The 26,532-nt window shown below is 72.2% G+C and carries 24 protein-coding genes; 19 read left to right on the forward strand and 5 right to left on the reverse strand.

The features are described from left to right. Nucleotides 1-181 precede the first annotated feature (181 nt). Nucleotides 182-1,309: a phosphoserine transaminase gene (gene serC, locus KBX63_RS12230; RefSeq protein WP_210911120.1), complete on the reverse strand. Its 1,128-nt coding sequence runs from the start codon at nucleotides 1,307-1,309 to the stop codon at nucleotides 182-184. A gap of 269 nt (nucleotides 1,310-1,578) precedes the next feature. Beyond that, nucleotides 1,579-2,685 carry a citrate synthase 2 gene (locus KBX63_RS12235; RefSeq protein WP_210911121.1) on the reverse strand — a complete coding sequence of 369 codons (1,107 nt, stop codon included), beginning with the start codon at nucleotides 2,683-2,685 and terminating at the stop codon, nucleotides 1,579-1,581. 280 nt (nucleotides 2,686-2,965) lie between these two features. Here KBX63_RS12235 and pdxH point away from each other — a divergent pair, with 280 nt between their 5' ends. From pdxH to KBX63_RS12270, 7 genes are all read left to right on the forward strand, one after another. Beyond that, complete coding sequence (gene pdxH / locus KBX63_RS12240; protein ID WP_210911242.1) at nucleotides 2,966-3,628, forward strand: pyridoxamine 5'-phosphate oxidase; 663 nt, start codon at nucleotides 2,966-2,968, stop codon at nucleotides 3,626-3,628. Next, entirely contained in the window at nucleotides 3,625-4,920 is a 1,296-nt protein-coding gene (locus KBX63_RS12245; protein WP_210911122.1) for an MFS transporter, read from the forward strand. The genes pdxH and KBX63_RS12245 overlap by 4 nt, the downstream gene beginning before the upstream one ends. A gap of 18 nt (nucleotides 4,921-4,938) precedes the next feature. Then, nucleotides 4,939-5,868: an aldose 1-epimerase family protein gene (locus KBX63_RS12250; protein WP_210911123.1), complete on the forward strand. Its 930-nt coding sequence runs from the start codon at nucleotides 4,939-4,941 to the stop codon at nucleotides 5,866-5,868. Between the two features lie 23 nt (nucleotides 5,869-5,891). Next, on the forward strand, nucleotides 5,892-6,494 hold the full coding sequence (locus tag KBX63_RS12255) for a nitroreductase family protein (protein ID WP_210911124.1): 603 nt from the start codon (nucleotides 5,892-5,894) through the stop codon (nucleotides 6,492-6,494). Between the two features lie 188 nt (nucleotides 6,495-6,682). Continuing rightward, entirely contained in the window at nucleotides 6,683-6,988 is a 306-nt protein-coding gene (locus KBX63_RS12260; RefSeq protein ID WP_089002310.1) for a type II toxin-antitoxin system VapB family antitoxin, read from the forward strand. A 44-nt stretch (nucleotides 6,989-7,032) separates the two neighbouring features. Then, nucleotides 7,033-8,196, forward strand: a complete 1,164-nt coding sequence (locus KBX63_RS12265) for an acyl-CoA dehydrogenase family protein (protein ID WP_210911125.1) — start codon at nucleotides 7,033-7,035, stop codon at nucleotides 8,194-8,196. A gap of 99 nt (nucleotides 8,197-8,295) precedes the next feature. Next, on the forward strand, nucleotides 8,296-9,084 hold the full coding sequence (locus tag KBX63_RS12270; protein WP_210911126.1) for a DUF4230 domain-containing protein: 789 nt from the start codon (nucleotides 8,296-8,298) through the stop codon (nucleotides 9,082-9,084). Between the two features lie 252 nt (nucleotides 9,085-9,336). Here KBX63_RS12270 and KBX63_RS12275 read toward each other — a convergent pair whose 3' ends face one another. Further along, nucleotides 9,337-9,546 (reverse strand): PspC domain-containing protein, encoded by a 210-nt coding sequence (locus tag KBX63_RS12275; protein WP_210911127.1) that lies wholly within the window; start codon nucleotides 9,544-9,546, stop codon nucleotides 9,337-9,339. A 509-nt stretch (nucleotides 9,547-10,055) separates the two neighbouring features. Here KBX63_RS12275 and KBX63_RS12280 point away from each other — a divergent pair. The 10 genes from KBX63_RS12280 to KBX63_RS12325 all read left to right on the forward strand — a co-directional run bounded on the left by KBX63_RS12280 (nucleotide 10,056) and on the right by KBX63_RS12325 (nucleotide 23,712). Next, on the forward strand, nucleotides 10,056-11,426 hold the full coding sequence (locus KBX63_RS12280) for an L-serine ammonia-lyase (protein ID WP_210911128.1): 1,371 nt from the start codon (nucleotides 10,056-10,058) through the stop codon (nucleotides 11,424-11,426). A 70-nt stretch (nucleotides 11,427-11,496) separates the two neighbouring features. Then, nucleotides 11,497-12,324, forward strand: a complete 828-nt coding sequence (locus KBX63_RS12285) for an ABC transporter permease (protein WP_210911129.1) — start codon at nucleotides 11,497-11,499, stop codon at nucleotides 12,322-12,324. Further along, nucleotides 12,325-13,071, forward strand: a complete 747-nt coding sequence (locus tag KBX63_RS12290) for an ABC transporter ATP-binding protein (RefSeq protein ID WP_210911130.1) — start codon at nucleotides 12,325-12,327, stop codon at nucleotides 13,069-13,071. It begins immediately after the preceding gene. After that, on the forward strand, nucleotides 13,068-15,131 hold the full coding sequence (locus KBX63_RS12295) for a DUF5941 domain-containing protein (protein ID WP_210911131.1): 2,064 nt from the start codon (nucleotides 13,068-13,070) through the stop codon (nucleotides 15,129-15,131). Before KBX63_RS12290 ends, KBX63_RS12295 begins: the two co-directional genes overlap by 4 nt. A gap of 15 nt (nucleotides 15,132-15,146) precedes the next feature. Continuing rightward, on the forward strand, nucleotides 15,147-17,396 hold the full coding sequence (locus tag KBX63_RS12300; protein WP_210911132.1) for a bifunctional glycosyltransferase family 2 protein/CDP-glycerol:glycerophosphate glycerophosphotransferase: 2,250 nt from the start codon (nucleotides 15,147-15,149) through the stop codon (nucleotides 17,394-17,396). Nucleotides 17,397-17,469: 73 nt separating this feature from the next. Next, nucleotides 17,470-18,819, forward strand: coding sequence for an ABC transporter ATP-binding protein (locus tag KBX63_RS12305; RefSeq protein ID WP_247662172.1), 1,350 nt, complete (start codon nucleotides 17,470-17,472; stop codon nucleotides 18,817-18,819). 94 nt (nucleotides 18,820-18,913) lie between these two features. Continuing rightward, nucleotides 18,914-19,906 carry a hypothetical protein gene (locus KBX63_RS12310; protein ID WP_210911133.1) on the forward strand — a complete coding sequence of 331 codons (993 nt, stop codon included), beginning with the start codon at nucleotides 18,914-18,916 and terminating at the stop codon, nucleotides 19,904-19,906. A gap of 107 nt (nucleotides 19,907-20,013) precedes the next feature. Continuing rightward, nucleotides 20,014-20,478: a DUF4442 domain-containing protein gene (locus KBX63_RS12315; protein ID WP_210911134.1), complete on the forward strand. Its 465-nt coding sequence runs from the start codon at nucleotides 20,014-20,016 to the stop codon at nucleotides 20,476-20,478. A 61-nt stretch (nucleotides 20,479-20,539) separates the two neighbouring features. Then, on the forward strand, nucleotides 20,540-21,343 hold the full coding sequence (locus tag KBX63_RS12320; RefSeq protein ID WP_210911135.1) for an HAD family phosphatase: 804 nt from the start codon (nucleotides 20,540-20,542) through the stop codon (nucleotides 21,341-21,343). Continuing rightward, nucleotides 21,340-23,712, forward strand: coding sequence for a glycoside hydrolase family 65 protein (locus KBX63_RS12325; protein WP_210911136.1), 2,373 nt, complete (start codon nucleotides 21,340-21,342; stop codon nucleotides 23,710-23,712). The genes KBX63_RS12320 and KBX63_RS12325 overlap by 4 nt, the downstream gene beginning before the upstream one ends. A gap of 112 nt (nucleotides 23,713-23,824) precedes the next feature. Here the strand turns inward: KBX63_RS12325 and KBX63_RS12330 are convergent, their stop codons facing one another. Beyond that, nucleotides 23,825-24,004: a hypothetical protein gene (locus KBX63_RS12330; protein WP_210911137.1), complete on the reverse strand. Its 180-nt coding sequence runs from the start codon at nucleotides 24,002-24,004 to the stop codon at nucleotides 23,825-23,827. A 239-nt stretch (nucleotides 24,005-24,243) separates the two neighbouring features. On the opposite strand from KBX63_RS12330, the gene KBX63_RS12335 reads away from it, so the two are divergent. Beyond that, entirely contained in the window at nucleotides 24,244-24,921 is a 678-nt protein-coding gene (locus tag KBX63_RS12335) for a dienelactone hydrolase family protein (protein ID WP_210911138.1), read from the forward strand. On the opposite strand, the gene KBX63_RS12340 is transcribed toward KBX63_RS12335, so the two are convergent. Continuing rightward, nucleotides 24,916-26,049: an AI-2E family transporter gene (locus KBX63_RS12340; protein ID WP_210911139.1), complete on the reverse strand. Its 1,134-nt coding sequence runs from the start codon at nucleotides 26,047-26,049 to the stop codon at nucleotides 24,916-24,918. The two genes, KBX63_RS12335 and KBX63_RS12340, sit on opposite strands and share 6 nt — an antisense overlap. Nucleotides 26,050-26,261: 212 nt before the next feature. On the opposite strand from KBX63_RS12340, the gene KBX63_RS12345 reads away from it, so the two are divergent. After that, the gene (locus KBX63_RS12345; RefSeq protein WP_247662232.1) at nucleotides 26,262-26,432 is read left to right on the forward strand and encodes an antitoxin; all 171 of its coding nucleotides are present in this window, start codon (nucleotides 26,262-26,264) and stop codon (nucleotides 26,430-26,432) included. Nucleotides 26,433-26,532 lie beyond the last annotated feature (100 nt).

Consider the following 26,532-nt stretch of genomic DNA (forward strand, 5'->3'; position numbering starts at 1 on the left):
TTGCCTCCGTCCCGCTTCGCTGGCCGCACGCCACGAGTCGGCCACCCAGGCGTCTCGGACCACCGTACGCGCATCTGTCTCGAGGTGGGGGAAGCGACACCCCGCATGTCGCGACTGAGCTGCAACGATGATCACGGTCGGTGTCCGCCGAAGCCCCGACGGACACCGACCGTGACGATCCTCAGAGGCGCTCGACCACGTAGTCGATGGACGCGGTCAACGCCTCGACGTCGGCCGGCTCGATGGCCGGGAACAGCGCCACCCGCAGCTGGTTGCGACCGAGCTTGCGGTACGGCTCGGTGTCCACGATGCCGTTGGCGCGCAGTGCCTTGGCGACGGCGGTGGCGTCCACCCCGTCGGCGAGGTCGATGGTGGCGACCACGTTGGACCGCAGCGCCGGGTCGCTGACGAACGGGGTGGCCACGGTGGACTGTTCCGCCCAGCCGTACACCGTCGCGGCGCTCTCCGCGGTGCGCTTCGCGGCCCAGGCCAGCCCGCCCTGCGCGTTCATCCAGTCGGTTTGCTCGGCGGCCAGGAAGATGGTGGCCAGCGCCGGGGTGTTGTAGGTCTGCTGCAGCCGCGAGTTGTCGATCGCGGTGACCAGGTCGAGGAAGGCCGGGATGTACCGCCCGGAGGCCTTGATCTCGGCGGCCCGGTCCAGCGCGGCCGGCGACATCAGGGCGAGCCAGAGGCCGCCGTCGGAGCCGAAGCACTTCTGCGGCGCGAAGTAGTAGACGTCGGTCTCGCCGACGTTGACCTCCAGGCCGCCGGCGCCGGACGTGGCATCGACCAGCAGGAGCGCGCCCTCGTCCGCCCCGGCAACCCGGCTGATCGGCACGGCCACGCCGGTCGAGGTCTCGTTCTGCGGCGTCGCGTAGGCGTCCACGCCGGCCTCGGCGACCAGGGTCGGCGCGCTGCCGGCGTCGGCCTTGCGGATGGTCGGCTCGCCCAGGAACGGGGCGTCCTTGACCGACTTGGCGAACTTGGCGCCGAACTCGCCGAAGCTGGCGAACTGCGCCCGGTCGCGGATCAGGCCGAAGGTGGCGACCTCCCAGAACGCGGTGGTGCCGCCGTTGCCGATCACCACCTCGTAGCCCTCGGGCAGCGAGAAGAACTCGGCGATACCGGCGCGCAGCCGGGCCACCTGGTCGCGGACCGTCTTCTGCCGGTGTGAGGTGCCCAGGTAGCTGGTGGCCACCTCGGCGAGGGCGGACACGGCCGCCGGACGGACCTTGGACGGGCCGCAGCCGAAGCGTCCGTCGGCGGGCTTGATCTCGTCGGGAATCCGGATGAGCGGTGCGTCAGCCACGGTATTGAAGGTCCTTCCGCATGGGCGAGGGCGGGGCCCGGTGCGGACCGGCGGCGGGCGCGTACGTGGGCGCACGGCGGGCCGGGATCCGTACCGGCGATCCGGCGACACTGCCGGCCCCCATCCTCGCACCCTGCCCGGGCGGTGGAAGTCGGGGTCCCGAGGGCCGGCCTGAGTCCTTCGCCACACCCGGGATCCTCGGCCCGACCGCGGTTAGGAAGGGCCCCTTCCTATACACGAGACGTTAAGAAGGTGCCCTTCCTTACCGGTCAGACGCCGTGGGGGATGGCGCTCCAGCCTTCGACCTCGCTGGGCTTGCGGCTGGCCGGGCCGACGTAGCGGGCCGAGGGGCGGACCAGCCGCTGCAGGCGCTTCTGCTCCAGGATGTGCGCGCTCCAGCCGCCCATCCGGGCGCAGGTGAACATCGAGGTGAACATGTGCGCCGGCACCTCGGCGAAGTCCAGCACGACGGCCGACCAGAACTCGACGTTGGTCGCCAGCACCCGGTCCGGGCGGCGGGCCTGCAACTCGGCCAGGGCCGCCTTCTCCAGCGCCTCGGCGATCTCGAAGCGCGGCGCGCCCAGCTCCTTGGCGGTACGCCGCAGCACTCGGGCACGCGGGTCCTCCGCCCGGTAGACCCGGTGGCCGAAGCCCATCAGCCGCTCGCCGCGGTCCAGTACGCCCTTGACGTAGCCCTCGGCGTCCCCGCTGCGCTCCACCGCCTCCAGCATGCTGAGCACCCGGGACGGGGCGCCGCCGTGCAGCGGGCCGGAGAGGGCGCCGATGCCGGAGGAGATGCAGGCCGCCGCGTCCGCCCCGGTGGAGGCGACGATGCGGGCGGTGAAGGTGGAGGCGTTCAGGCCGTGTTCGGCGGCCGAGATGAAGTACGCGTCGACGGCCTTGACGTGCCGCGGGTCGGGCTCGCCCCGCCAGCGCTTCATGAACCGCTCGACGATGGTCTGCGCCTTGTCGATCTCCTTCTGCGGCACCGCCGGCAGGCCGAGGCCCCGGGCGGACTGGGCGACGAAGGAGAGCGCGGTCACCGAGACCCGGGCGAGGTCCTCGCGGGCCTGCTCGTCGGAGATGTCCAGCAGCTGGCTCAGCCCCCAGTACGGGGCCAGCATGGCGACCGCGGACTGCACGTCCACCCGGATGTCGCCGGAGTGCACCGGCACCGGGAACGGCTCCGCCGGCGGCAGGCCCGGCCCGAACCGGCCGTCGACCAGCAGTGCCCACACGTTGCCGAACGAGACCTGGCCGATCAGATCCTCGATGTCGACCCCGCGATAGCGCAGCGCGCCACCCTCACGGTCAGGTTCGGCGATCTCGGTCTCGAAGGCGACAACGCCCTCCAGTCCGGGTTTGAAATCGGCCATGTCGCTCTCCTGGATCTGGTGGGTGCGCCCGGTCAGCCCATCCGGCCCGGTCGGCCGAGCGCCTCAGGCGACTCTCAGGGATGTGTTCGGAACATCTTGCCTGCTGAGTAACCGGATACGCGACCCACTGCCACTGTGCTGCACACGACATCCCCGGACGCGCATTTCCCGCGCCGCTCGGTGAGACTGGGCGGTGCGTGCTGGCCAGCGCGGGAGGGCGCCGGCGGGGCCGCCGAGAAGGAGTGCGAACGTGACGGGCGACACACCCGCCCCGGCTGCGATGCGTAACGAGTACGCCGCGGACCTGGGCCTGACCGAGGCTGACCTGGCCGCCGACTGGCACACCCAGTTCGACCGCTGGTTCGCCGACGCGGTGGCCTTCGGGCTACCCGAACCCAACGCGATGGTGGTGGGCACCGCCGACGCCGCCGGCCGGCCGAGCGGGCGGACGGTGCTGCTGAAGGGTTACGACCCGGACGGCTTCGTCTTCTTCACCAACCACCTCTCGCGCAAGGGCATCGAGGCGTCCGCCAACCCGTACGCCAGCCTGGTCTTCCCGTGGTTCCCGATGCAGCGTCAGGTGGTGGTCACCGGGCGGATCGTCCCGGTCGACCGGGCGGTGACCGAGGCGTACTTCGCCAGCCGCCCGCGCGGCTCCCGACTGGGCGCCTGGGCCAGCCCACAGTCGCAGGTCGTGCCGGACCGGGCGGCGCTGGAGGAGAGCTACCGGGCGGCGGCCGAGCGGTTCGACGGCGAGCCCGTGATCCCGACCCCGCCGCACTGGGGCGGGCTGCGGGTCCGGCCCGACACGGTGGAGTTCTGGCAGGGCCGGGCCGGTCGGTTGCACGACCGGCTGCGCTTCCGCCGTACCGACGACGGCGCGCCCGACGACCGCCCGAGCGGCGAGGGCGAGAGCTGGACCGTCGAGCGGTTGGCGCCGTGACGGAGGTGCAGGAGACCCGGCCGCGCGGAGCGCGCCGCTGGGCGATCGACGTGCGTCCGCTTCGCGTGCCGGCGTACCGGCGGCTCTGGCTCGGCAACACCGTGGCCATGTTCGGCTTCCAGTTCACCGCCGTCGCGGTGCCGGTGGAGATGTATGCGCTGACCAAGGACTCGTTCTGGGTCGGGCTGCTGGGCGTGGCGGCGTTCGTGCCGCTGCTGGTCTTCGGGCTCTGGGGTGGCGCGGTCGCCGACGCCCGCGATCGCCGGGTGGTGCTGCTCGGCGGGTCGGTGCTGCTCTGGGCGTCGACCCTCGGGCTGCTGGTCCAGGCGCTGCTGGACGTGGGCAGCCCGCTGTTGCTGCTGGCGCTGATGGCGGTGCAGTCGGTGGCGTTCGCGATCAGCTCGCCGGCCCGCAGCGCGATGCTGCCCCGGCTGGTTCCCGACGGCCTGGTTCCGGCCGCCAGCACCCTGAACTACACCACCTTCACCGCCGCCTCGGTGGCCGGTCCGCTCGCCGCCGGCCTGATCCTCGCCTCCTCGCCGAACACCGCGGTGGTCCTGCCGATCGCGTACGGGGTGGACGCGGTGCTGTTCACCGCCATGCTCTGGGCCGCGCTGCGCCTGCCCTCGCTGCCCCCCGAGCCGACCGCCGACGGCGAGCCCCGCCGCGCCGGCCTGGCCAGCGTGATCGACGGGTTCCGCTACCTGGCCACCACGCCGGTGCTGCTGCTCTCCTTCGGGGTGGACCTGATCGCGATGATCCTGGCCATGCCGCGGGCGCTCTTCCCGGAGATCGCCCACGAGCGGTTCGGTGGCGGTGGCGCGGTCGGGCTGCTCTACGCCGCCATCGCGATCGGGTCGATGATCGGTGGGCTCACCTCCGGCTGGATCGGTCGGCTCCGCCGGCAGGGGCTCGGCCTGGTGGTCGCGGTGGTCGCCTGGGGACTCGCGATCGCCGCGGCCGGGCTCGCTCACCAGCTCTGGCTGATGGTCCTGCTCCTCGCCGTGGCCGGTGCCGCCGACCTGGTCAGCGCGGTGCTGCGCCAGTCCATGCTGCTGGTGTACGCACCGGACCGGATGCGCGGCCGGCTCCAGGGCGTCAACACGGTGGTGGTGGCCGGTGGCCCGCGCCTGGGCGACCTGCGGGCCGGCACGATGGCCGCCGGGTTCGGCGGCGGGGTCGCGTGGGTGGCCGGCGGGCTCGCCTCGGCGGTGCTCGTGGTCGTGCTGGCGGCCGCCTTCCCGGCGCTGCTGCGCTACCGGGCGGCGGCATCGAGCGGCGACCGGACGTGACCGGTTAGGGTCGCCGGCATGGACAGCCCCGACCAGCGCCCCTTCTCCGGCGCCCAGTGGACCATCTCCGCCGCCGGCCACGAGGCCGTCATCGTGGAGGTGGGCGGCGGGCTGCGGACGTACCGGCACGACGGTGTCGACCTGCTCGACGGGTACCGGGCCGACGAGGTCTGCCCCGGTTGCGCCGGGCAGGTGCTGGCGCCCTGGCCGAACCGGATCCGCGACGGCCGCTACTCGTTCGGGGACCGGACGCACCAGCTCCCGCTGAGCGAGCCGGAGCGGCACGTCGCCATCCACGGGCTGGTCAACTGGGTGCCGTGGCGGCTGCTGGAGCAGTCGCCGGACGCGGTGACGGTCGGCTACGACCTGCCGCCGCAGCCCGGCTATCCCTGGCCGCTGCGGCTGATCAGCCGGTGGAGCGTCGGCCCGGGTGGGCTGCGCGCCGAGCACGAGGTGACCAACACCGGCGGTGAGGTGGCGCCGTTCGGCTTCTCGGTGCACCCGTACCTGCAACTGCCGGGCGTCGCGGTGGACGACCTGATCATGCGGCTGCCGACGCGTACCCGGCTGCTGGTGGACGGGCGGCTGCTGCCGGTCGGCGCGACCCCGGTGGCGGGCACCGAGTACGACTGGACCAGCCCGCGCCGGATCGGCCGTGCCCAGTTGGACCTCTGTTTCGGCCAGGTGATCGCCGACGCCGACGGCGGCTCGTCGGTGAGCCTGGCCGCGCCGGACGGCTCGTCCGGGGTGAGCATCTGGGCGGACCGGGAGTTCGGCTGGTGGCAGGTGTTCACCGGTGACGCGCTCACCGGTGAACGGCATCGCCGCTCGGTGGCGATCGAGCCGATGACGTGCCCGCCGGACGCGTTCCGCTCGGGCAAGGACGTGCTCATGCTCAAGCCCGGCACGACCTGGCGGGGCGCCTGGGGCATCCGCCCCGGGGCCTGAGCCGGGCCGGCGGGGAGAGCGGGATGGAGTTCGCCGAGGTCGTCCGGCGCCGGCGGATGGTGCGCAACTACGACCCGGACCGCCCGGTCCCGCCCGACGTGGTGGACCGGCTGCTCGACCACGCGGTACGTGCCCCGTCGGCCGGGTTCGCGCAGGGCTGGGGCTTTCTGGTGCTGGAGGAGGCGGCCGACCGGGAGCGGTTCTGGGCCGCCACCACACCGGACGGTGGCGGGCGGGAGCGCTGGCTGGCCGGGATGCGCCGGGCGCCGCTGATCGTGGTGCCGCACGCCAACGAGTCGGTCTACCTCCAGCGGTACGCGGAGCCGGACAAGGGCTGGACGGACCGGTCCACCGATCGCTGGCCGGTTCCCTACTGGTACGTGGACACCGGGTTCGCCGCGCTGCTGATGTTGCTCACCGCGGTGGACGAGGGACTGGGGGCGTGTTTCTTCGGCATCCCGCCGCAACGGTTGTCCGCGTACCGGGACGCGTTCGGCGTGCCGACGGACTATCGACCCATCGGTGCCGTCACAATCGGTTACCGCGCGCCCGACCATCGGTCACCGTCGCTGCGCCGAGGGCGTCGTCCGGTGGACGAGGTGGTGCGGCGTGGCCGGTGGAGTTGAGTGCGGCGTCCCGTTCGTCCGGTTGAGGACCGGACGAGCGGTAGCGAAACTGACATCAGGGAGCAGAACGTGGTGTGCGCTGGGCGGCTAGGCTGGCACGCGTCATCGGTGCCGCACCGCGCGGTGCCCGCCGCGACCCGGCTCGGCGCCGTCGGTCGGCTCGGCCACGGGGAGGGGAGCGTGCCGTCGTGATCTTCAGAGCGGTCCGGGACGGGCGTCCCTATCCGGAGCACAACCTGACGCTCAAGCAGTGGGCGGAGATCCCGCCGCGACCCCTGCGCCTGGACCAGTTGATCACCACCAAGCGTGAGCTGGCGCTCGACAAGCTCCTCGCCGAGGACTCCACCTTCTACGGCGACCTCTTCCCGCACGTGGTGCAGTGGAACGGCGGGCTCTACCTGGAGGACGGCCTGCACCGGGCCCTGCGCGCCGCCCTGCAGCAGCGCAACCAGATCCACGCCCGGGTGCTGGTGCTCTCCGGGCCGATCGAATGACGCGTCCGCTCCCACCGGCGTGAGTCTTCGTTAAGGTGGCGTCCATGACCGCTCCACTGGACCTGCTCGACCTGGACCCGTCGCTCACCGAGGAGGAGCGGCAGATCCGCGACGTCGTCCGCCAGCTCGTCGACGACCGGGTACGCCCGCACGTCGCCGACTGGTACGAGGAGGGTCGGGTGCCGGCCCGCGAGCTGGCCCGGGAGTTCGGCAAGCTCGGGCTGCTCGGCATGCACCTGACCGGGTACGGCTGCGCCGGCGCCTCCGCGGTCGCGTACGGGCTGGCCTGCCAGGAACTGGAGGCCGGCGACTCCGGCCTCCGCTCACTGGTCTCCGTGCAGGGATCCCTGGCCATGTACGCCATCTGGCGCTACGGCAGCGAGGAGCAGAAGCAGCGCTGGCTGCCGTCGATGGCGACCGGCGAGGCGATCGGGTGCTTCGGCCTGACCGAGCCCGACCACGGCTCCGACCCGGCGTCGATGGCCAGCAGGGCCCGCCGCGACGGCGACGACTGGGTGCTCACCGGCGGCAAGATGTGGATCACCAACGCGCCGATCGCCGACGTCGCGGTGATCTGGGCGCGCACCGACGCCGGCGTGCGAGGTTTCGCCGTACCCATGGACACGCCCGGTGTCACGGCCCGCGAGATCCGCCGCAAGATGTCGCTGCGCGCGTCGGTGACCGGCGAGATCGTGCTCGACGATGTCCGGCTCCCGGCGGACGCCCAAATGCCCGAGGCGGTCGGGCTCAAGGCCCCGCTGAGCTGCCTCACCGAAGCCCGGTACGGCATCGTCTGGGGCGCGGTCGGCGCCGCCCGGGACTGCCTGGAGACCGCATTGGCGTACGCCACCACCCGCACCCAGTTCGGTCGCCCGCTGGCCGGCTTCCAGCTCACCCAGGCCAAGCTCGCGGACATGGCCGTCGAACTGGTGAAGGGGCAACTGCTCGCGCTGCACCTGGGCCGGCTCGCCGACACCGGCCGGCTGCGTCCCGAGCAGGTCAGCGTGGGCAAGCTGAACAACGTGCGGGAGGCCCTGGCCATCGCCCGGCAGTGCCGCACCATCCTCGGCGCCAACGGCGTCTCCGGGGAGTACCCGGTGATGCGGCACGCGAACAACCTGGAGAGCGTGCTGACGTACGAGGGCACCTCGGAGATTCACCAGCTGGTCGTCGGACAGCGGCTCACCGGGCTCTCCGCCTTCGCCTGACCTGCCCGTTTACGCTTTCCGGCCGCTCAACGCGCGGCTGTCGTACGGGGGCCGTACCGTCAATGACAGACGACGTGTCTGACGAGGACGGTGAGCGTGATGGTCCGCGACGCTGGCATCAACGAGCCCACGAGGGAGTTCCCCGGTTATCCGACCGGCGACGACCTCAAGGAGCGGTCGGCCGCCACACCCGAGCCGACAGCGGACACACCGGGCGGCTCCGGCGGCCCGACGACCGGTGGCGCCGGTGGGCCCGTCCGCGGCCTGCTCGTGCTGCTCGGGGCCGCCGCGCTGGCCGTGGTGGTGCTGCTCGGCGTGCAGGCGACCGGCATCCTGCCGGAGTTCCGCAACCCGTTCGCCAAGGAACGGACCGATCGCAGCCAGCCGCCGCTGCTGAAGTCGATCCAGGACCTCAGCCGCTACGTGGCCGCCGAGGGCAACTTCCAGGTCGTGGTCGACACCCAGAACGACCGGCGCAACGTTCCGGACTTCCTGCTCAACGAGCGCACCCTGTTCGTCGGCGCGGGCAGTGTCGAGGCGTACGTCGACTTCGGCAAGATCGGTGAGGGCGCTGTCGTCGAGTCCGCCGACGGCACCTCGGTCGAGATCAAGCTGCCCGCGCCACAGCTCGGCGAGACCAACCTCGACCTGGAAAAGAGCTATGTCTTCGCCGAGCAGCGCGGTCTGCTCAACCGGCTCGGTGACCTGGTCGGAAACGACCCCAACCGGCAGCAGCAGGTCTACCAGCTCGCCGAGGAACGGATCACCGCCGCCGCCCGGGACAGCGGGCTCTCCGCCCGGGCCGAGGAGAACACCCGCAAGATGCTGGAGGGGCTGCTGCGCTCCCTCGGCTACCAGCAGGTCACGGTCATCTACATCGCCCCCTGACCACCCACCCGCACGTCGAAGCGCCTGCCCCGACGACAGTCAGGGCGGGCGCTCTCGTTTCTGGGCTCCCCGCGCCTCCGCCGCGCCGCGCCTCACTTGGGGCACCGCGCCTGACGCGCGGCGCCCCGTCCGGCGCGAGATCCGCACAACTTCAGCGATGTTGCTGCCTCCGGCGGTCCTGAGGCAGCAACTTCCCTGAAGTTGCTGCCTCGGCCGGGGGCCTCGGGTGGGGTGCGGGATGCGGGGTGCGGGTCAGTGCCCGGCGGAGGCGAGGTAGCGGTCCTCGTTAGGCATGAGGAACCAGAGGACCAGGTAGACGATCACCTGGGTGCCGGGCAGCAGCAGCGACAGCAGGAACAGCAGCCGGACCATCCCGGCGGACATGCCGAACCGCTGACCGAGGCCGGCGCAGACACCAGCGATCATGCGCCCCTGGCGGGGCCGGACCAGTTTGCGACTCATCGTCGTACTCCCACTCTGCGGCGGTACGCCGCGTCTGCAATCCACGGTAGAAAGGGATGGCCAGCTCGTCGTCGGTCCCGAGAACGATCGGCGAGCCGTGGACCCGTAGGTGCATTACCCGGGTCACCCCTCCCCGACGCCTTCGCCGCGCGGGAGCAGGCCGGCGGGCGGGCGGGCGGGTGGGAGATCGTGCGTGATCTCCGGGCAGGTGGGCGGACCGCCGGACGGACGGAGGGCGCGGACGCCGACGCGCCGACGCCGACGCGCGGGCGCCGACGCCGACGCGGGGCGCGGGCGCGGCGGGGAGGTGGCGCCGCGGCGGCGGGCAGGTGTCCACGTCGCGGCGGCCGGGTGGGCCGTGAACTGGGCGGGTAGGCTCGCTGGTCGGGCACCCACACACCGGGTGACCGGCGGCCACCCGACCGGGCGGCCACGAGCGGGGCCGCCTGACCGGTGGCCACGACCGGGCCGGATCCCCCACCACGGGACGACGGCGAGGAAGCGCAGCCATGATCAGTGTTTTCGATCTCTTCAGCGTCGGCATCGGGCCGTCCAGCTCGCACACGGTGGGGCCGATGCGGGCCGCCCGCACCTTCGTGGCCGGGCTCAAGGCCGACGGGCTGCTCACCGACACCGCGCGGGTGCAGGCCGAACTGTTCGGCTCGCTCGGCGCCACCGGGCACGGCCACGGCAGCGACCGGGCGGTGCTGCTCGGGCTGGCCGGCGAGGCGCCGGAGACGGTCGACACGGACACCGTCGGCCCCCGGGTCGAGCGCATCCGGGCGGAGCGGCGGATCAGCCTGCTGGACGCGCACGAGATCGACTTCGACCCGGACCGGGATCTGACGCTGCACCGCCGCCGGTCGCTGCCGTACCACCCGAACGGGATGACCTTCGCGGCGTACGACGGGACCGGCGCCGAGGTGCGCAGCCGCACCTACTACTCGGTTGGTGGCGGCTTCGTGGTGGACGAGGCGGCGGCCGGTGCGGACCGGATCAAGCCGGACAGCACACGGGTGCGGTATCCCTTCCTGACCGGGGCGGAGCTGCTGGAGGTGACCACCGCCACCGGCCTCTCGATCAGCGAGGTGATGCTGGCCAACGAGCGCTCCTGGCGCAGCGAGGCGGAGATCCGGGCCGACCTGCTGGAGATCTGGCGGGTGATGCGGGAGTGCGTGGAGCGTGGCTGCGAGCGGGACGGCGTACTCCCTGGTGGGTTGAAGGTCCGGCGGCGCGCGGCGGAGCTGCGGCGCAGCCTGGAGGCGGACACGGCGACCACCGATCCGCTGCGCGCGATGGACTGGGTGACGCTGTTCGCCCTGGCGGTGAACGAGGAGAACGCCGCCGGCGGCCGGGTGGTCACCGCGCCGACCAACGGCGCGGCGGGGATCATCCCGGCGGTGCTGCACTACTACACCCGGTTCGTGCCGGGTGCCTCCGACGACGGCGTGGTGCGGTTCCTGCTGGCAGCCGGTGCGATCGGCGTGCTGTTCAAGGAGAACGCCTCGATCTCCGGCGCGGAGGTCGGCTGCCAGGGTGAGGTGGGCTCGGCCTGCTCGATGGCCGCGGCGGGCCTCGCCGAGGCGCTCGGCGGCACCCCGCAGCAGGTGGAGAACGCCGCCGAGATCGGGATGGAGCACAACCTCGGCTTGACCTGCGACCCGGTGGGTGGCCTGGTACAGATCCCCTGCATCGAGCGGAACGCGGTGGCTAGCATCAAGGCGATCACGGCCGCCCGGCTGGCGCTGCGCGGCGACGGTGTGCACGCGGTGTCGCTGGACAAGGTCATCAAGACGATGCGGGAGACGGGCGCCGACATGAAGGTCAAGTACAAGGAGACGGCGCGGGGCGGCCTGGCCGTCAACGTGATCGAGTGCTGATCTGGCCGACTCGGGGCATTCGTTCACCGACTGCTAACCTGTCGTCCGTTTCAGGAGGCGGGAGGCAGCGGTGACCTCTGGCGTCGCGGCGTTGTGGTCGCACCGCAACTCGCTGCGCATCCTGGTCAGGCGGGACCTGGCGGTCAAGTACCAGCAGTCGGTGCTGGGCTACCTCTGGTCGTTGATCGAGCCGCTCGGCATGGGCGCCATCTACTGGTTCGTCTTCGGCGTGCTCTACTCGCGGGACACCGGGCGGCACCTCGGCGAGGCGGCCGGGTCGTATCCGCTGTTCCTGGTCACGGGGATCTTCGCCTGGATGTGGACCAGCTCGGCGCTGAGCGAGGCCACCAACGCGCTGACCGGTCAGTCCCGGCTGATCACCACGATGAACGTGCCGCGCCAGGTCTTCCCGATCGGCCGGGTCACCGGCCGGTTCGCCGAGTACGCGGCCGGTCTGCCGATCCTGATCGCCATCGCGGTGATCTACGCGGTGCACGGGCGGATCCGCCCCGGCTGGTCGCTGCTCTCCCTGCCGCTCGCGGTGGCCGTCCAGGCGGTCCTGCTGATCGGCCTGGCCCTGTTGCTGTCCGCGTGGAACGTGCTGATGCGCGACGTGGAGCGGTTCATGCGGCTGATCATCCGGGTGCTCTTCTACGCCACTCCGATCATCTACCCGCTCAGCCTGGTCCAGGAATCCGGCCTGCCGGGCTGGCTGAAGGTGGCGTACGAGCTGAACCCGCTGGTCGGGATCTTCCAGCTGCACCACGCGATCTGGTACCCGGACGAGTTCCCCGGCGCCCGCCTGCTCGCGACCACGGTCGTCGGCAGCCTGCTGGTGCTGACCGCCGGCTGGTGGTCGTTCCGCCGGTTGGAACCCGCCGTGCTCAAGGAACTCTGAATGGCCGCGCCGATCATCGAGGCGGACGGCCTGGGCATCCGGTTCGTCCGCAACCGCCGCCGGCAACTGCGGCTGCGGGAGTTGTTCATCCACCGGGGCGGGCGGGGTGCCCTGCCCGGCCAGTTCTGGCCGCTGCGCGACGTGTCGTTCACCGTCGAGCCGGGCGAGACGGTCGGCGTGATCGGCCGCAACGGCACCGGTAAGAGCACCCTGCTGCGGTTGATCGCCGGAGTGCTCATTCCGGACGAGGGCAGCATCCGGGTGCACGGCGCGGTGGCCCCGCTGCTGGAGCTCTCGGCCGGTTTCTCCAACGACCTGACCGGGCGGGAGAACCTGCACCTGGTCGGTGGACTGCACGGCTTGTCGACGGGCTATCTGAAGCGGCACTTCGACGAGATCGTCGAGTTCGCCGGTGAGCAGGTGGAACGGGCCATCGACACGTCGGTGCGGCACTACTCGTCGGGGATGAAGGTGCGGCTCGGCTTCGCGATCATCTCGCATCTGCCGCACCCGGTTCTGCTGATGGACGAGGTGACCGCGGTCGGGGACGCGGAGTTCCGCAAGAAGTGTTACGCGACGATTGATCGTCTGCTCGGGGAGGGGCGCACGCTGGTGCTGGTGTCACACAACGAAAAGGACCTGACCCGGTTCTGTCGTCGGGGGTTGTACCTCGACGCGGGCCGGTTGATGCTCGACGGCACCATCGCCGAGGCGCTCGACGCTTACCACGCCGCGGTCCCGCGGTGACGCTCGCGATCGTGCTCGCCGCCGGGGCGCCCGCGGCGAGCCTGACCACCGCGACCGGCGAGCCGCTGGCCGACCGGCTCGCCGCCCAGCTGCGTCGGGCCGGGGCGGACGAGGTGCGCTTCGTCGCCGGGTTGGACGAGTTGGCCGCGCTGGCTGACACCGCCACCGGCCCGCTGCTGGTCACCGGCACCGACCTGGTCGCGCACACCGCCGTGCTGCGACACCTGGCCACCAGCCCGGTGGGGCCGACGGTGGCGCTGGTGCTCGGTGACCCGCCGGTGCCGGGGCGGACCGCGGTGCGCGAGGAACGTGGCCAGGTGGTCGACGCCGGCGCGGTGGAGGCCCTGGACGGCGACGCCACCGGCGTGTTCGGCGGCGCGCTGCGGGTCGGCGTGAGTGACCTGCCGACGCTGGCCGCCGCCGCGCGGGCCGCCGCGGTCGGCATGCTGCCGGTCGCCACGCCCCTCGGCCCGGCCGGGGATGTCGCCCCGTTCGCGCCCGCCGACGGCGCCGGGCCGGCCGGGCGTCTCGCGTCGGTCCCGGCCGGCGGCCCCGGGTCCGCCGTGGACCGGCTCGTCGCGGGTCTCGCCGCGCTCGGCACCCTGATCTTCGCCCAGCGGGTACGTCTGCTCGTCGCGCACCGGGTCGACGACGCGGCCGGGCTGGCCGCCGCGGAGGCGGCGGTGACCGCGGTCGACGAGGACCGGGCCGAGTTGCGGCTGGCGGTGAAGGAGAAGGACGACTTCTTCTCCACCTACTTCGTCAGCACCTGGTCGCCGTACGTGGTGCGGGTGGCGGCCCGGCTCCGCCTCACCCCGACCGGGGTGACGGTGATCTCGGTGCTCTTCGCGCTGGCCGCCGCGGTGCTGTTCGGCGTCGGCGGGCGGCCCGCGCTGGTCAGCGGCGCGGTGCTGCTCTACCTCGGGTTCGTGCTGGACTGCGTGGACGGCCAGTTGGCCCGCTACACCCGGCATTTCAGCGCCTGGGGTGGCTGGCTGGACACGATGGCCGACCGGGCCAAGGAGTACCTGGTCTACGCCGGGCTGGGTTTCGGTGTGAGCCACGCCGGGCTGGGCAACGGCTGGGCGCTGGCGATCGCCGCGATCACGTTGCAGACCGTCCGGCACATGACCGACACCTGGTACGGGGTGCTGCACGACGAGGCGGCCCGCCGGCCCCGAACGGCGACGGGTGCCAGCTGCGGGATCGGAGACCGGTTGAACGCCGCGTCGACCCGGGTGCAGGCGGACACCGGCTCGCTGTCGTACTGGCTGAAGCGGACCGTGGTCTTTCCGATCGGTGAGCGGTGGGCGCTGATCGCGCTGACCGTGGCGCTGTTCAACCCGCTGGTCAGTCTGATCGCGGTGCTGGTGTGGGGTGTGCTGGCGTTCGCGTACACCGGGGCGCTGCGTACGCTGCGGGCCCGCTGGATGTGGGTGCCGGTGCTGGACGCGGTCGATGCCACGCTGCACCGCGACGACGGCCCGCTGGCCCGCCGGCTGCCGGTGGTCCGCCAGATGGGGCCGCTCACCCTGGCGGTGATCGCCGCGCTCGGCTCGGCGGTGCTGCTGGTCGCGGCGCTGCTGGGCGACGCGCCCGACGGGCTGCGCTGGGCGGTGCCGGTGGCGTTGCTGGTGCTGCTGGTCGGTGGCCTGGGCGCCGGGGCCGCGCACAACGGTCCGCTGGACTGGCTGGTGCCCGCCGCGCTGCGAGCCGCCGAGTACCTGTTCGCGATCGCGGTCGGGGTGGTCGGCGGCGCGCCGGGGTGGTTGATCTTCGGCTACGTCTTCGTGCTCACCGTGCACCACTACGACCTGACCGCCCGGCTGGAGAAGCGCCAGGCGGCGCCTCCGTTGCACCCGGCCACGCTGGGCTGGGAGGGGCGTTCGGTGCTGCTGGCCCTCGCGGCGATTGCCGGAATCGTGAGTATCGGCATGGCTACACTCGGTACGTACCTTCTCGTGGTTTTCGTGGCAAGCGTCGTCCTGGCCTGGTTCGTGCGTCCGGCTCCTGGCGCGCGGGCGTCGGCCGCGCCCGTGGGAGGTGGCGCGCCGCGCTGACGGAGGGACGGCCGGATGGCCCTGATCAGTTTCGTGGTGCCGGCCTTCCGGGTGCAGGGATACCTGCGCGAGTGCCTGGACTCGATCCTCGACCAGCCGGAGACCGACCTCGAGGTGATCGCGGTCGACGACTGCTCGCCGGACTCCAGCGGCGAGATCATCGACGAGTACGCGGCCCGCGACCAGCGGGTCCGGTCGGTCCGCCTGCCGGAGAACGTCGGCCTCGGTCCGGCCCGCAACGTCGGGCTGGACCGGGCCGTCGGGGAGTACGTCTGGTTCCTCGACGGCGACGACTGGCTGGCGGCGGAGTGCCTGCCGGAGGTCGCCGAGCGGTTGCGCGCGACCCGGCCGGATGTGCTGCTGGTCGACCACGTCCGGACGCACTGGAACGACACCGCCACGCGCAGCGCGATGGCGGAGGTGTTCCCGGAGTCGCCCGGCGCGGCCACCTTCCGGCTGCGGGACCGGCCGGAGGCGATGCGGCTGCTGCACACCGTGTGGAACCGGCTGGTACGCCGGGAGTTCCTCGTCGACCTAAGGCTGCGCTTCGAGACCGGCTGGTACGAGGACGTCTCGTTCAGCTACCCGGTGCTGATGGCGGCGCAGCGGATCGGCGTACTGGACCGGGTCTGCGTCAACTACCGGCAGCGCCGGGCCGGCGCGATCACCCGGACCCGGGGTGACCGGCACTTCGAGGTGTTCCCGCAGTGGCACCGGGTCTTCCACCTCATGGACACCTGGGGGCCGGCGGTCGACGACCTGCGGCCGGCGGTCTTCGAGCGGATGATCTGGCACTACCTGACCGTGCTCGGCAACGGCCAGCGGATCGCCCCGGAGCTGCGGCCCGGCTTCTTCGCGCAGATCACCGCCGACTACGCGCGCTGGCTGCCGGACGGCGGGTACCCGGCGCCGACCGGGGTCGAAGGGATCAAGCACCGGCTGGTCGCCACCGGCCGCTGGCGGACGTTCAGCGCGTTGCGGGCAGCGAGCCGGGCCCGCGACACCGCTCGCCGGCAGGCTCGTACCGCCCGCCGCCGGGTCGGGCCGGCCGTCCGGCGCGGCGCCCGACTGACCCGCGACGGACTGCTGCGCGAGTTCTACCGGGCGGAGCTGCGCCGGCCGGTGGATCCGACGCTCGCGGTGTACGCGGCCTACTGGTACCGGGGGTACGCCTGCAACCCGGCGGCGATCTACGAGGTGGCCCGCCGGCTGGCTCCCGGAGTGCGTGGGGTGTGGATCGTGCGCCGGGACCGGGTGGACACCGTGCCGGCCGGAGCGGAGTACGTGGTCGCCGGCACCCCGGCCTACTACCGGGCGCTGGCCCGGGCCCGGTGGCTCGTCAACAACGTCAACTTCCCGGACTTCGTCCGCAAGCGGCCGGAGCAGGTGCACGTGCAGACCCACCACGGCACGCCCGTCAAGGTGATGGGGCTGGACCAGCAGCGCTACCCGATCGGCGCCGGCGCGATGGACTTCGCCGGGCTGCTGCGCCGGGTGGACCGCTGGGACTACAGCGTCAGCGCGAACAGCTTTTCCACCCAGATGTGGGACCGGGCGTACCCGGCCTCGTACACCACCTTGGAGGTGGGCTACCCGCGCAACGACCGACTGGTCAACGCCGGCCGCGACGAGGTGCGCCGGCTGCGCGCCGAGTTCGGCCTCGGCCCCGACGAGCAGGTGGTGCTGTACGCCCCGACGCACCGCGAGCACCTGCCCGGCTACCGGCCACCGTTCGACCCGGACCGGTTCGTCGAGGCGCTGGGTGACTCCGTCCGACTGCTGATGCGCAGCCACTACTTCCACGACCGTGAAAGGAAGGGCACCTTCTCAACGTCTGCGGTAGAGGAAGGGCCCCTTCCTAACAGCCCGTCCAGGCGCGAGCGAATCCGCGACGTCAGCGGCCACCAGCGGGTGGAGGACCTCTACCTGGTGGCCGACGTGCTGGTCAGCGACTACTCCTCGGCGATGTTCGACTACGCGGTCCTGGACCGGCCGATCGTGCTCTACGCCCCGGACTGGGAGGCGTACCGGCTGGCCCGGGGCGTCTACTTCGACGTCATGGCGGAGCCGCCGGGCGCGGTGGCCACCACGTTCGCCGACCTGCTCGACCTGTTCCGCACCGACGCGGTGCGCTCGGACGCGGCGACCAAGGCCCGCGCGCATTTCCGGGGCCGGTTCTGCGCACTGGACGACGGGCGCGCGGCGGAGCGGGTGGTACGCCGGGTGTTCCTGGGTGAGCCGGACGAGAGGGCCCCGCGCTGCTGATCGTGCCAACTTGTGTCGCTTAATGGCAGCGTCATCGATCGAACATGAGACGTTCACCCGATGTGCTGATTCAATGATCCTGGTCACAGTCTTCTGGGGTTCGGTCGACGAGCTGGGGGAGGAGACGGTGACCACCGTCGCGCTCAAGGATGTCACCAAGGTCTTCAAGGACGGCACGCTGGCCGTCGACACCATCAACCTGGACGTGAACGACGGCGAGTTCATGGTGTTGCTCGGCCCGTCCGGCTGCGGCAAGTCCACCGTGCTGCGGATGATCGCAGGGTTGGAGGATCCGACCCAGGGCGCGGTGCTGCTCGACGGCGAGCTCGCGAACGACCTGCCGCCGCGGGAGCGGAAGATCGCCATGGTCTTCCAGGACTTCGCTCTCTATCCGCACATGACGGTGGGTGACAACATCGCCTTCCCGCTGCGCCTGGCCGGGGTGGAGCCGATTCCGCGGGGTGAGCGGGTCACCGACGTGGCCAGCGCGCTGGGCATCGGCGACGTGCTCGCCCGCAAGCCGGGTCAGCTCTCCGGCGGGCAACGGCAGCGCGTCGCGATGGGGCGGGCCATCGTCCGCCGACCCGGGCTGTTCCTGATGGACGAGCCGCTCTCCAACCTGGACAGCGGGCTGCGTGCGGAGCTGCGTGCGGAGATCTCGGGCCTCACCCGGGAGCTGGGCGTCACCACCGTCTACGTCACCCACGACCAGGCCGAGGCGCTCACCATGGCCGACCGGGTGGCGATCATGCGCCGTGGGGTGCTCCAGGACGTGGGCACCCCCACCCAGGTGTACGGCCGGCCAGCGACGCTCTACGTGGCCGCCTTCCTGGGCAGCCCGCGGATGAACCTGCTCGAGGCCTCGGTCTACGTGCATCTGGACCGGTACGTCACGCTCAACCTCGGCGAGCAGTCGCTCTACCTGCCCTGGGACGACATCCGCAGCCGGGCCGTCGCGCACTACCACGGCGAGCGGATCGTGGTCGGCATGCGGGCTGAGGCGCTCACCCCGGTCTCCCCGGACAGCCCCGGCGACGTGCTGCGCGGCCGGATCCGCTACCTGGAGCACCACGGGCACGAGTCGCTGGCGTTCCTCGACATCGGGGCGACCGCGATCGTGGTCGACGAGATGGGCGCGCGGCTGGACAACCCGCCGATGGGCCAGCGCGGCCTGCGCCGGTTCAGCTCGGTGATGCAACGCCTCACCGGCAAGGCCGTGGAGGCGGACGATGCCGCCGGTGGCACCCGGACGAGCGTGCTCCCCGACCCGGGTCGGCACCACCGCCGCCCGGCGGAGCTCGCGGTCCGGTTGGCGCCGTACCCGGCGGTCGCCGCAGGTCACCCGCTCGCCGTGGCGGTCCGGATGGACGCGCTGCACTTCTTCGACGAGCGCGGGGGCCGGATCGACGTGGGGTGGCGCTGACACCACGCCGGAGCGGGGTAGCGGGGGCGTCGCCCGGTGTCCTACCGTCTGCGCACCCAGTCCACTGTGAAAGACCACCGAGAGGGGTGCACCCGTGTCGGGTGACCGTCCCAGCCCGCTCGTCATCGAGCGCATCCTCCGCGACCGGCGGGGCATCTGGCAGCAGATCGTTGCCGAGCGTGACCTGAACGCGTTGACCGTGCGCATGCTGGCCAGCTCAGCCATCGCGCTCGCCTGCTACGGGGCGGTGCTGGGTGCCTTCCACAGCCCGCTGATGGCGCTGACCTCCGCGCTGAAGCTGCCGCTGCTGTTCCTGGTCACGCTGGCCATCTGCCTGCCCACGCTCTACCTGTTCAACCTGGTCTTCGGTGCCCGCCTCTCGGTGCGCCAGTCACTGGCGCTGGTGATGGTGGCGATCACGGTCACCTCGATGCTCGCCGTGGCGTTCGCGCCGATCAGCCTCTTCTTCCTGATCACCGCGCCCGACTACGGCTTCTTCAAGCTGCTCAACGTGGCGATCCTGACCCTGTCGGCGCTGGTCGGGCTGCGCTTCCTGACCGGCGGGATGCAGGTGCTCAACGATCACGGCCTGCTCGCCCCGGAGGCGCCCCAGGCCCAGGCCCAGGCCGTGCCGGCCGCCGTGCCCGCCGGTGCGGTGCCGGCCGCCGTGCCCGCTGGCCAGGTCGCCGAGCCGGTCGCCGTGCCGGCCGGAGCCGCGCCGGCCGGGTCGGCCGGTACGGTCCCGAACGGCGCCGCCCCCGACGCCGCCCCGCAGGTCCCGACGCAGGTCCCCGCCCAGTGGAGCGGGCAGCCGGCCGGCGGGTTCCCGCCCGGGATGCTGCCGCCCGGTTACCCGCAGCCGCACCGCCCGTGGGCCAACCCACCGGTACGGCGCGGCGAGCCGACGCAGCGGCCGGCCAGCATGACCCTGCTCTACATCTGGATCCTGCTCTTCGGCTTCGTCGGCACCCAGCTGGCCTGGACTTTGCGTCCGTTCTTCGGTGACCCGGGTCAGGACTTCGCCTTCTTCCGCAGCATCGACGGCAACTTCTACGCGGAGATCCTGCGGACGATCGCCAACCTCTGACGGCGCCCCTTGTCGATCACGCGAACGTGGTGGGGTAGCGCCGGAACCCTGTCCGCCGAGTCATTCCGACCTTGCCCCGGCAAGTTACCCGCAAGTAGCATCGGGGCATGACCATCGACTCCCGCCAGGTGGCGGCCGGCATGCTGGAAGCGGTGCCGTTCGCCCGTACGCTCGGCTTCGAATTCGTCGAGGTGGCATCCGAGGCGGAGGGTGGGGTGCGGGCGGTCGTCCGGCTTCCCGACTCGCCGGCCACCCACAACCACGTCGGCGGCCCGCACGCCGGGGCCATGTTCACCCTGGGTGAGACGGCCTCCGGCGCGGTGGTGCTGGCCGCCTTCGGGGAGCTGCTGGACCGGGCCGTGCCACTCGCCGTTCGCGCCGAGATCGCCTACCGCAAGTTGGCACGGGGCCCGGTGCTGGCCACCGCGCGGCTCGGTCGGCCGGCTCTTGAGGTGATCGGCGAGCTCGAGTCCGGCAGGCGGCCCGAGTTCCCCGTCCAGGTGGAGATCACCACCGAGGACGGCACGCCCACCTCGGCGATGACCGTGGTCTGGACGCTGCGGCCGAATTGAGCCGCGCCCGCGGCGGCAGAAACGGGGTTTGCCGACCCGGACAGATGGTTAGATTCGTAACGTGCTGGGCCTACCTGCTCACGTGACCGCCTGTCTCTTCGACCTGGACGGTGTGCTGACGCAGACTGCCCTGGTGCACAACGCCGCCTGGACGGAGACGTTCGACGAGTTCCTGCGGCAGCGCGCCACAGCCACCGGCGAACCGTTCCAGCCGTTCGACCCCGGCCCGGACTACAACCGCTACGTCGACGGCCGTCCCCGCGCCGATGGCGTCCGGTCGTTTCTGGCCTCCCGCGGGATCGTGCTGCCCGAGGGCAGCCCGGACGACCCGCCGGACGCGGACACGGTCAACGGGGTCGGCAACCGCAAGAACGTCCTGCTGCTGCAGCGCCTGCGCAGCTTTGGCGTCGAGGTCTACCCGGGCTCGGTGCGCTACCTTGAGGCGGCGACCACCGCCGGGCTGCGCCGAGCTGTGGTGACCGCGAGCGCCAACGGGCACGAGGTGGTCGTCGCCGCCGGGCTCGACCCGCTGCTGGAGGCGCGCGTCGACGGGCTGGTGGCCCGGGCTCAGGGCCTGCGCGGCAAGCCGCACCCCGACACCTTCCTCGCCGGGGCCCGGCTGCTCGGCGTCGACCCGGCGCAGGCCGCCGTCTTCGAGGACGCGCTCTCCGGGGTGGCCGCCGGCCGGGCCGGCGGCTTCGGGTACGTGGTCGGCGTCGACCGGGTCGGGCAGGCCGACGAGCTGCGCACCCACGGTGCCGACGTCGTGGTCACCGACCTCGCCGACCTGCTCGACGCGGGTGACGCCGACCCACCGCCACCGCCTGTCGCCCGCACTCCGACCGGAGAGCGGGGTCCGGCGTGATCCGGGAACGGGCCTATCCGGTCGACCCCTGGCACGTCCGGGAGACCCGGCTGGACATGGACGTGCTGGCTCAGTCGGAATCCGTTTTCGCGCTCTCCAACGGGCACGTCGGGCTGCGCGGCAACCTCGACGAGGGCGAGCCGCACGGCTTGCCCGGCACGTACCTCAACTCGTTCTACGAGCTGCGTCCGCTGCCGTACGCGGAGGCCGGCTACGGCTTCCCCGAGTCCGGGCAGACCATCGTCAACGTCACGAACGGCAAGCTGATCCGGCTGCTGGTCGACGACGAACCGCTCGACGTGCGCTACGGCGAGCTGCTCGCCCACGAACGGATCCTCGACATGCGTGCCGGCACCCTGCACCGGGAGCTGCACTGGCGCTCGCCGGCCGGCCGGGAGGTCAAGGTCCGCAGCACCCGACTGGTGTCGTTCACCCAGCGGTCGGTCGCCGCCATCAGCTACGAGGTGGAGGCCGTCCACGGCCCGCTCCGGCTGATCGTGCAGTCCGAGCTGGTCGCCAACGAGACGCTGCCCGCGCAGAGCAAGGACCCCAGGGTCGCGGCGGTGCTGGAGTCGCCGTTGCAGGCCGAGGAGGAGCTGACCACCCCGGACGGTGGGCAGCTGATCCACCGGACCAAGGTCTCCGGCCTGCGGGTGGCCGCCGCGATGGAGCACGAGGTGCACGGCCCGGACCGAACCACCATCGAGTCCGAGGGGTACGAGGACTGGGTCCGCACCACCATCGCCTGTGTGCTCAAGCCCGGCCAGAGACTGCGGGTGGTCAAGTACCTGACGTACGGCTGGTCGAGCCGGCGTTCGCTCCCCGCGCTGCGCGACCAGGTAGGCGCGGCGCTGGCCGGGGCGCGACTGGACGGCTGGGACGGGCTCTGCCGCGAGCAGCGTGCCTACCTTGACGAGTTCTGGGACGCGGCCGACGTGCGGGTCGAGGGGGACCCGGAGGTGCAGCAGGCCGTCCGTTTCGGCCTCTTCCATGTGCTCCAGGCCGGCGCCCGGGCCGAGCGTCGGCCGATCTCGGCGAAGGGGCTGACCGGTCCCGGCTACGACGGGCACGCGTTCTGGGACACCGAGATGTTCGTCCTGCCGGTGCTCACCTACACCCAGCCGAGCGCCGTGCGCAACGCGCTGCACTGGCGTCACAGCACCCTGGATCTGGCCCGGGAACGGGCCAAAACGCTCAACTTCAAGGGCGCCGCCTTTCCCTGGCGGACCATCGAGGGTCCGGAGTCCTCCGGATACTGGCCCGCCGGTACCGCGGCCTTCCACATCGCCGCCGACGTCGCCGACGCGCTGCGCCGCTACGTGCTGGTCACCGGGGACACCGATCTGGAACGGGAGATCGGGCTGGAGCTGCTGGTGGAGACCGCCCGGCTGTGGCGCTCGATCGGCCACCACGACCGGCACGGGCGTTTCCACCTCGACGGAGTCACCGGCCCCGACGAGTACACCGCGATCAAGAACGACAACGTCTACACCAACCTGATGGCGCAGCGGAACCTGCTCGCCGCCGCCGACGTGGTGATGCGCTACCGGGATGAGGCGTTCCACCTCGGAGTCACCGACGAGGAGGCGGCGAGCTGGCGGGACGCCGCCACCTCGATGCACGTCCCGTACGACGACGAGCTCGAGGTCCACAAGCAGGTGGAGGGGTTCACCCGGCTCCAGGAGTGGGACTTCGCGTACACGCCAGCGGAGAAGTACCCGCTGCTGCTGCACTACCCGTACTTCGACCTGTACCGCAAGCAAGTGGTCAAGCAGGCCGACCTGGTCCTGGCCATGCACTGGCGGGGGGACGCGTTCACCGCTGAGCAGAAAGTGCGCAACTTTCTCTACTACGAGCGCCGCACCGTACGCGACTCGTCACTGTCGGCCTGCACCCAGTCCGTGCTCGCCGCCGAGGTCGGCCATCCCGAGCTGGCGCACAGCTACCTGCGCGAGGCCGCGCTGATGGACCTGCACGACCTCAACGAGAACACTCGGGACGGCGTGCACATGGCCTCGCTGGCCGGCGCGTGGCTCGCCCTGGTCTGTGGGCTCGGCGGCTTGCGGGACCACGATGGTCGTCTGTCGTTCGCACCCCGGCTCTCCAGCCGACTCAGCCGTCTGGAGTTCTCGCTCCAGTGGCGCGGGCTGGCGTTGCGGGTGGACGTCCGGCCGCACCAGACGACGTACTCGCTGCGCCACGGCGGCCCGGACGACGTGGTCGAGCTGCGCCACCACGACCAGGTGCTGCGGGTCACCTGCGACGAGCCGGTGACCGTGCCGGTGCCGCCGGCCGATCCGTCCGGGCCGCAGCCGGAGCAGCCGCCGGGTCGATCGCCACTGCTGCGGCTGCCCGAGCACGAGCAGTGACGGCCGGGGCGGGATCGGTCCCGCCCCAGCCGTCGAATCTCAGGATGGGCCGCCGACCGTCGAGCGCCGGGTCAGCCCCCGGGCCGTCGGATCAGTGGACCCGGCCGGTGCGTCAGACGGGCTCGCCGGTGGAAGGGCGCCCCAACGCGTCCCTGGGCGCCATCGCCCGGGGATCTTCGGAGGTTCGTGCCTGCGCGGCCTCGTCCCCCCAGTCCCGGCTTCGCTCGGCGTCCTGTTCCCGCCGGTTCCGCTCGTCCATCTGCTGCTGCCGCGACGTCTGCTGCTGGGCCATGACGATCCTCGCGATCCGTCGGGGCGCGATCTGCGCCGACACGGTCTGCGGTCGCCCCTCGCCTACCCGACGGCCCACCCGGCAAACACCACCCGCAGTCGGCCCTGACCGCGCAGCCCGTGTGGCCGCTGGCAGCCGGCGGCGTCCCTTGGCCGCGTCCGCCGACCGGCCACGACGGCGGTGCGTGCGACGCGACGGGTTGGGTAACCGCAGCACAGGCGAGTACAGGAAGGTGGGGCATGGACGAGCAACGCAGCACGGTGACCATCCCGGTCGGGGACGCCCAACTCCCCGCGGACCTGATGCTGCCCGCGCGGCCGGTCGGCGTGGTGCTCTTCGCGCACGGCAGCGGCAGCTCGCGGCACAGCCCGCGCAACGTGGCGGTCGCCCGGACGCTGAACGGTCGCGGCCTCGGCACGGTACTGGTGGACCTGCTCACCCCGGCCGAGGACGAGGTGGACGCGCGCACCGCGGAACTGCGGTTCGACATCGGGCTGCTGGCAAGCCGGCTGGCCGGGATCGTCGACTGGTTGGCGGCCGAGCGCCCCGCCGGTGACGCGCCGATCGGCCTCTTCGGGGCAAGCACGGGTGCCGCCGCCGCCCTGGTCGCGGCGGCGTCCCGGGCGGACCGGGTGGGCGCGGTGGTGTCCCGGGGCGGTCGGCCCGACCTGGCCGGCGCGGCTCTGGCCCAGGTGCGTACGCCGACGTTGCTGCTGGTCGGCGGTTTGGACGAGGAGGTGATCGCGCTCAACGAGCAGGCGCTGGCCGAGCTGAGGGACGTCGGCGAGCTGCGGGTGGTGCCCGGTGCCACCCACCTCTTCGAGGAGCCCGGCACCCTCGACCAGGTCGCCGACCATGCCGGCACCTGGTTCGCCACTCACCTCAACCGCACGACCGCCCCGTCGCGTCGATCATGAGGTTGACGGGGCATCCGACACCCCCGCAGGAGTAGGGGTCAAGTGGTGGCGTTGAACGGTGTCGATGATGCGCCAGAGGACGGCGGTGATCGGGACACTGACGAAGGCGCCGGCGATGCCCGCGATCAGGGTGCCGGCGGTGACCGCCACCAGGATCACCGCCGGGTGCAGCCGGACCTGCCGCTTCATGACCAGGGGCTCCAGCAGGTTGCCTTCGATCTGCTGCACGGCGATCACCGCGGCGAGGGTGAGCAACGCCGTGGTGGGCCCGTTGGCGGCCAGCGCCACCAGCACCGCCACCGCGCCGGCCACCGTCGCGCCGATGATCGGCACGAAACCGCCGATGAAGGTGATCAACGCCAGCGGCAGGGCGAGCGGCACTCGCAACACCACCAGGGCCAGGCCGATGCCGATCGCGTCGATCGCGGCGATCAGCATGGTGCCGCGGCTGTAAGCGCCCAACGTCCGCCAGCCGGCCCGGCCGGCCTCGGCCACGACGGGCCGGTTCGGGCCGGTCATCCGGGACAGCACCCAGTGCCACATCGAGCGGCCGTCCTTGAGCAGGAAGAAGAGCAGCACCAGGGCGAGCAGCGCGGAGCCCAGCACCTCGGTCACGGTCCGGGCGCCGGCCACCGGGTCCGGGGAGCTTCCGCTCAGCCCCTGCCGGGCCTGGTCGACCAGTCGGTCCAGCTGGGCGTCGGTGACAGGCAGGGTGGACGTGATGAAGTCCCGGCTGCGGTCCAGCCCCTGGGTCAGCTCCTGGCTGAGTTGGTCGAACTGGCTCGCGGTCAGGTTCCACACCAGCGCGCCGACCCCCACCAGGATGCCGAGCAGCAGCAGGACGGTGAGCAGCGCGGCCAGCGCCGCGGGCAGCCGCAACCGGCGCAGCCGGAGCAGCATCGGGTCGAGCAGCGCGGTGAGGAAGATGGTGGCGGCCAGCGCGATGGCCAACGGCGCCAGCAGCACGGCGATCCGGCCCAGCAGGTAGAGCCCGGCGGCGACCACCACCAGGCAGGCGCTCCACAGCACCGCGGTCCGGACCAGCCAGGGCAGCGCCGCCCACGCCTGGCGCGGCCCGGGGCCGCCCGTTGTCGCCCCGGTGCCCGTCCCGGGCTCGTCTGCCACCATGTCGGTCCTCCTCGATGTCGCGAGGTCGGTACCCGACTCGGCGTGCGCCGACACCCGTACCGCTCCAACGGTGGGCGATCGGCCGGCGTGGCGGGCGCCCCAGGAGCCTCCTGACCAGCCCGTGCGGCCCGGACCAACCGGTTTGTGCTGCCCGGCCCAGGGAACGCTGACGGGAGTGACCAGAGTGGAGGAGGAGCGCCGTGGGTGACTTCATGGACAAGGCCAAGGACGTCGCGGACAAGCACGACAAGCAGGTCGACCAGGGGCTGGACAAGGCCGGCGACATGGCCGACAAGCGCACCGGCGGGAAGTACGACGAGCAGATCGACAAGGGCGTTGAGCAGGCTCAGGCGCGTACCGGCGAGGGCGACCAGGTCCGCTGACGCACCGGATCGTCCTCCGGGTCGCCGTGCACGCGGCGGCCCGGGCCGTCCTTGGCCGGACCCGGCGTCGGCGTCCGCCCCGGACCGGCGCCCGCCCCCG

It is taken from the genome of Micromonospora sp. U21 (assembly GCF_018070045.1).
GTDB lineage: Bacteria > Actinomycetota > Actinomycetes > Mycobacteriales > Micromonosporaceae > Micromonospora.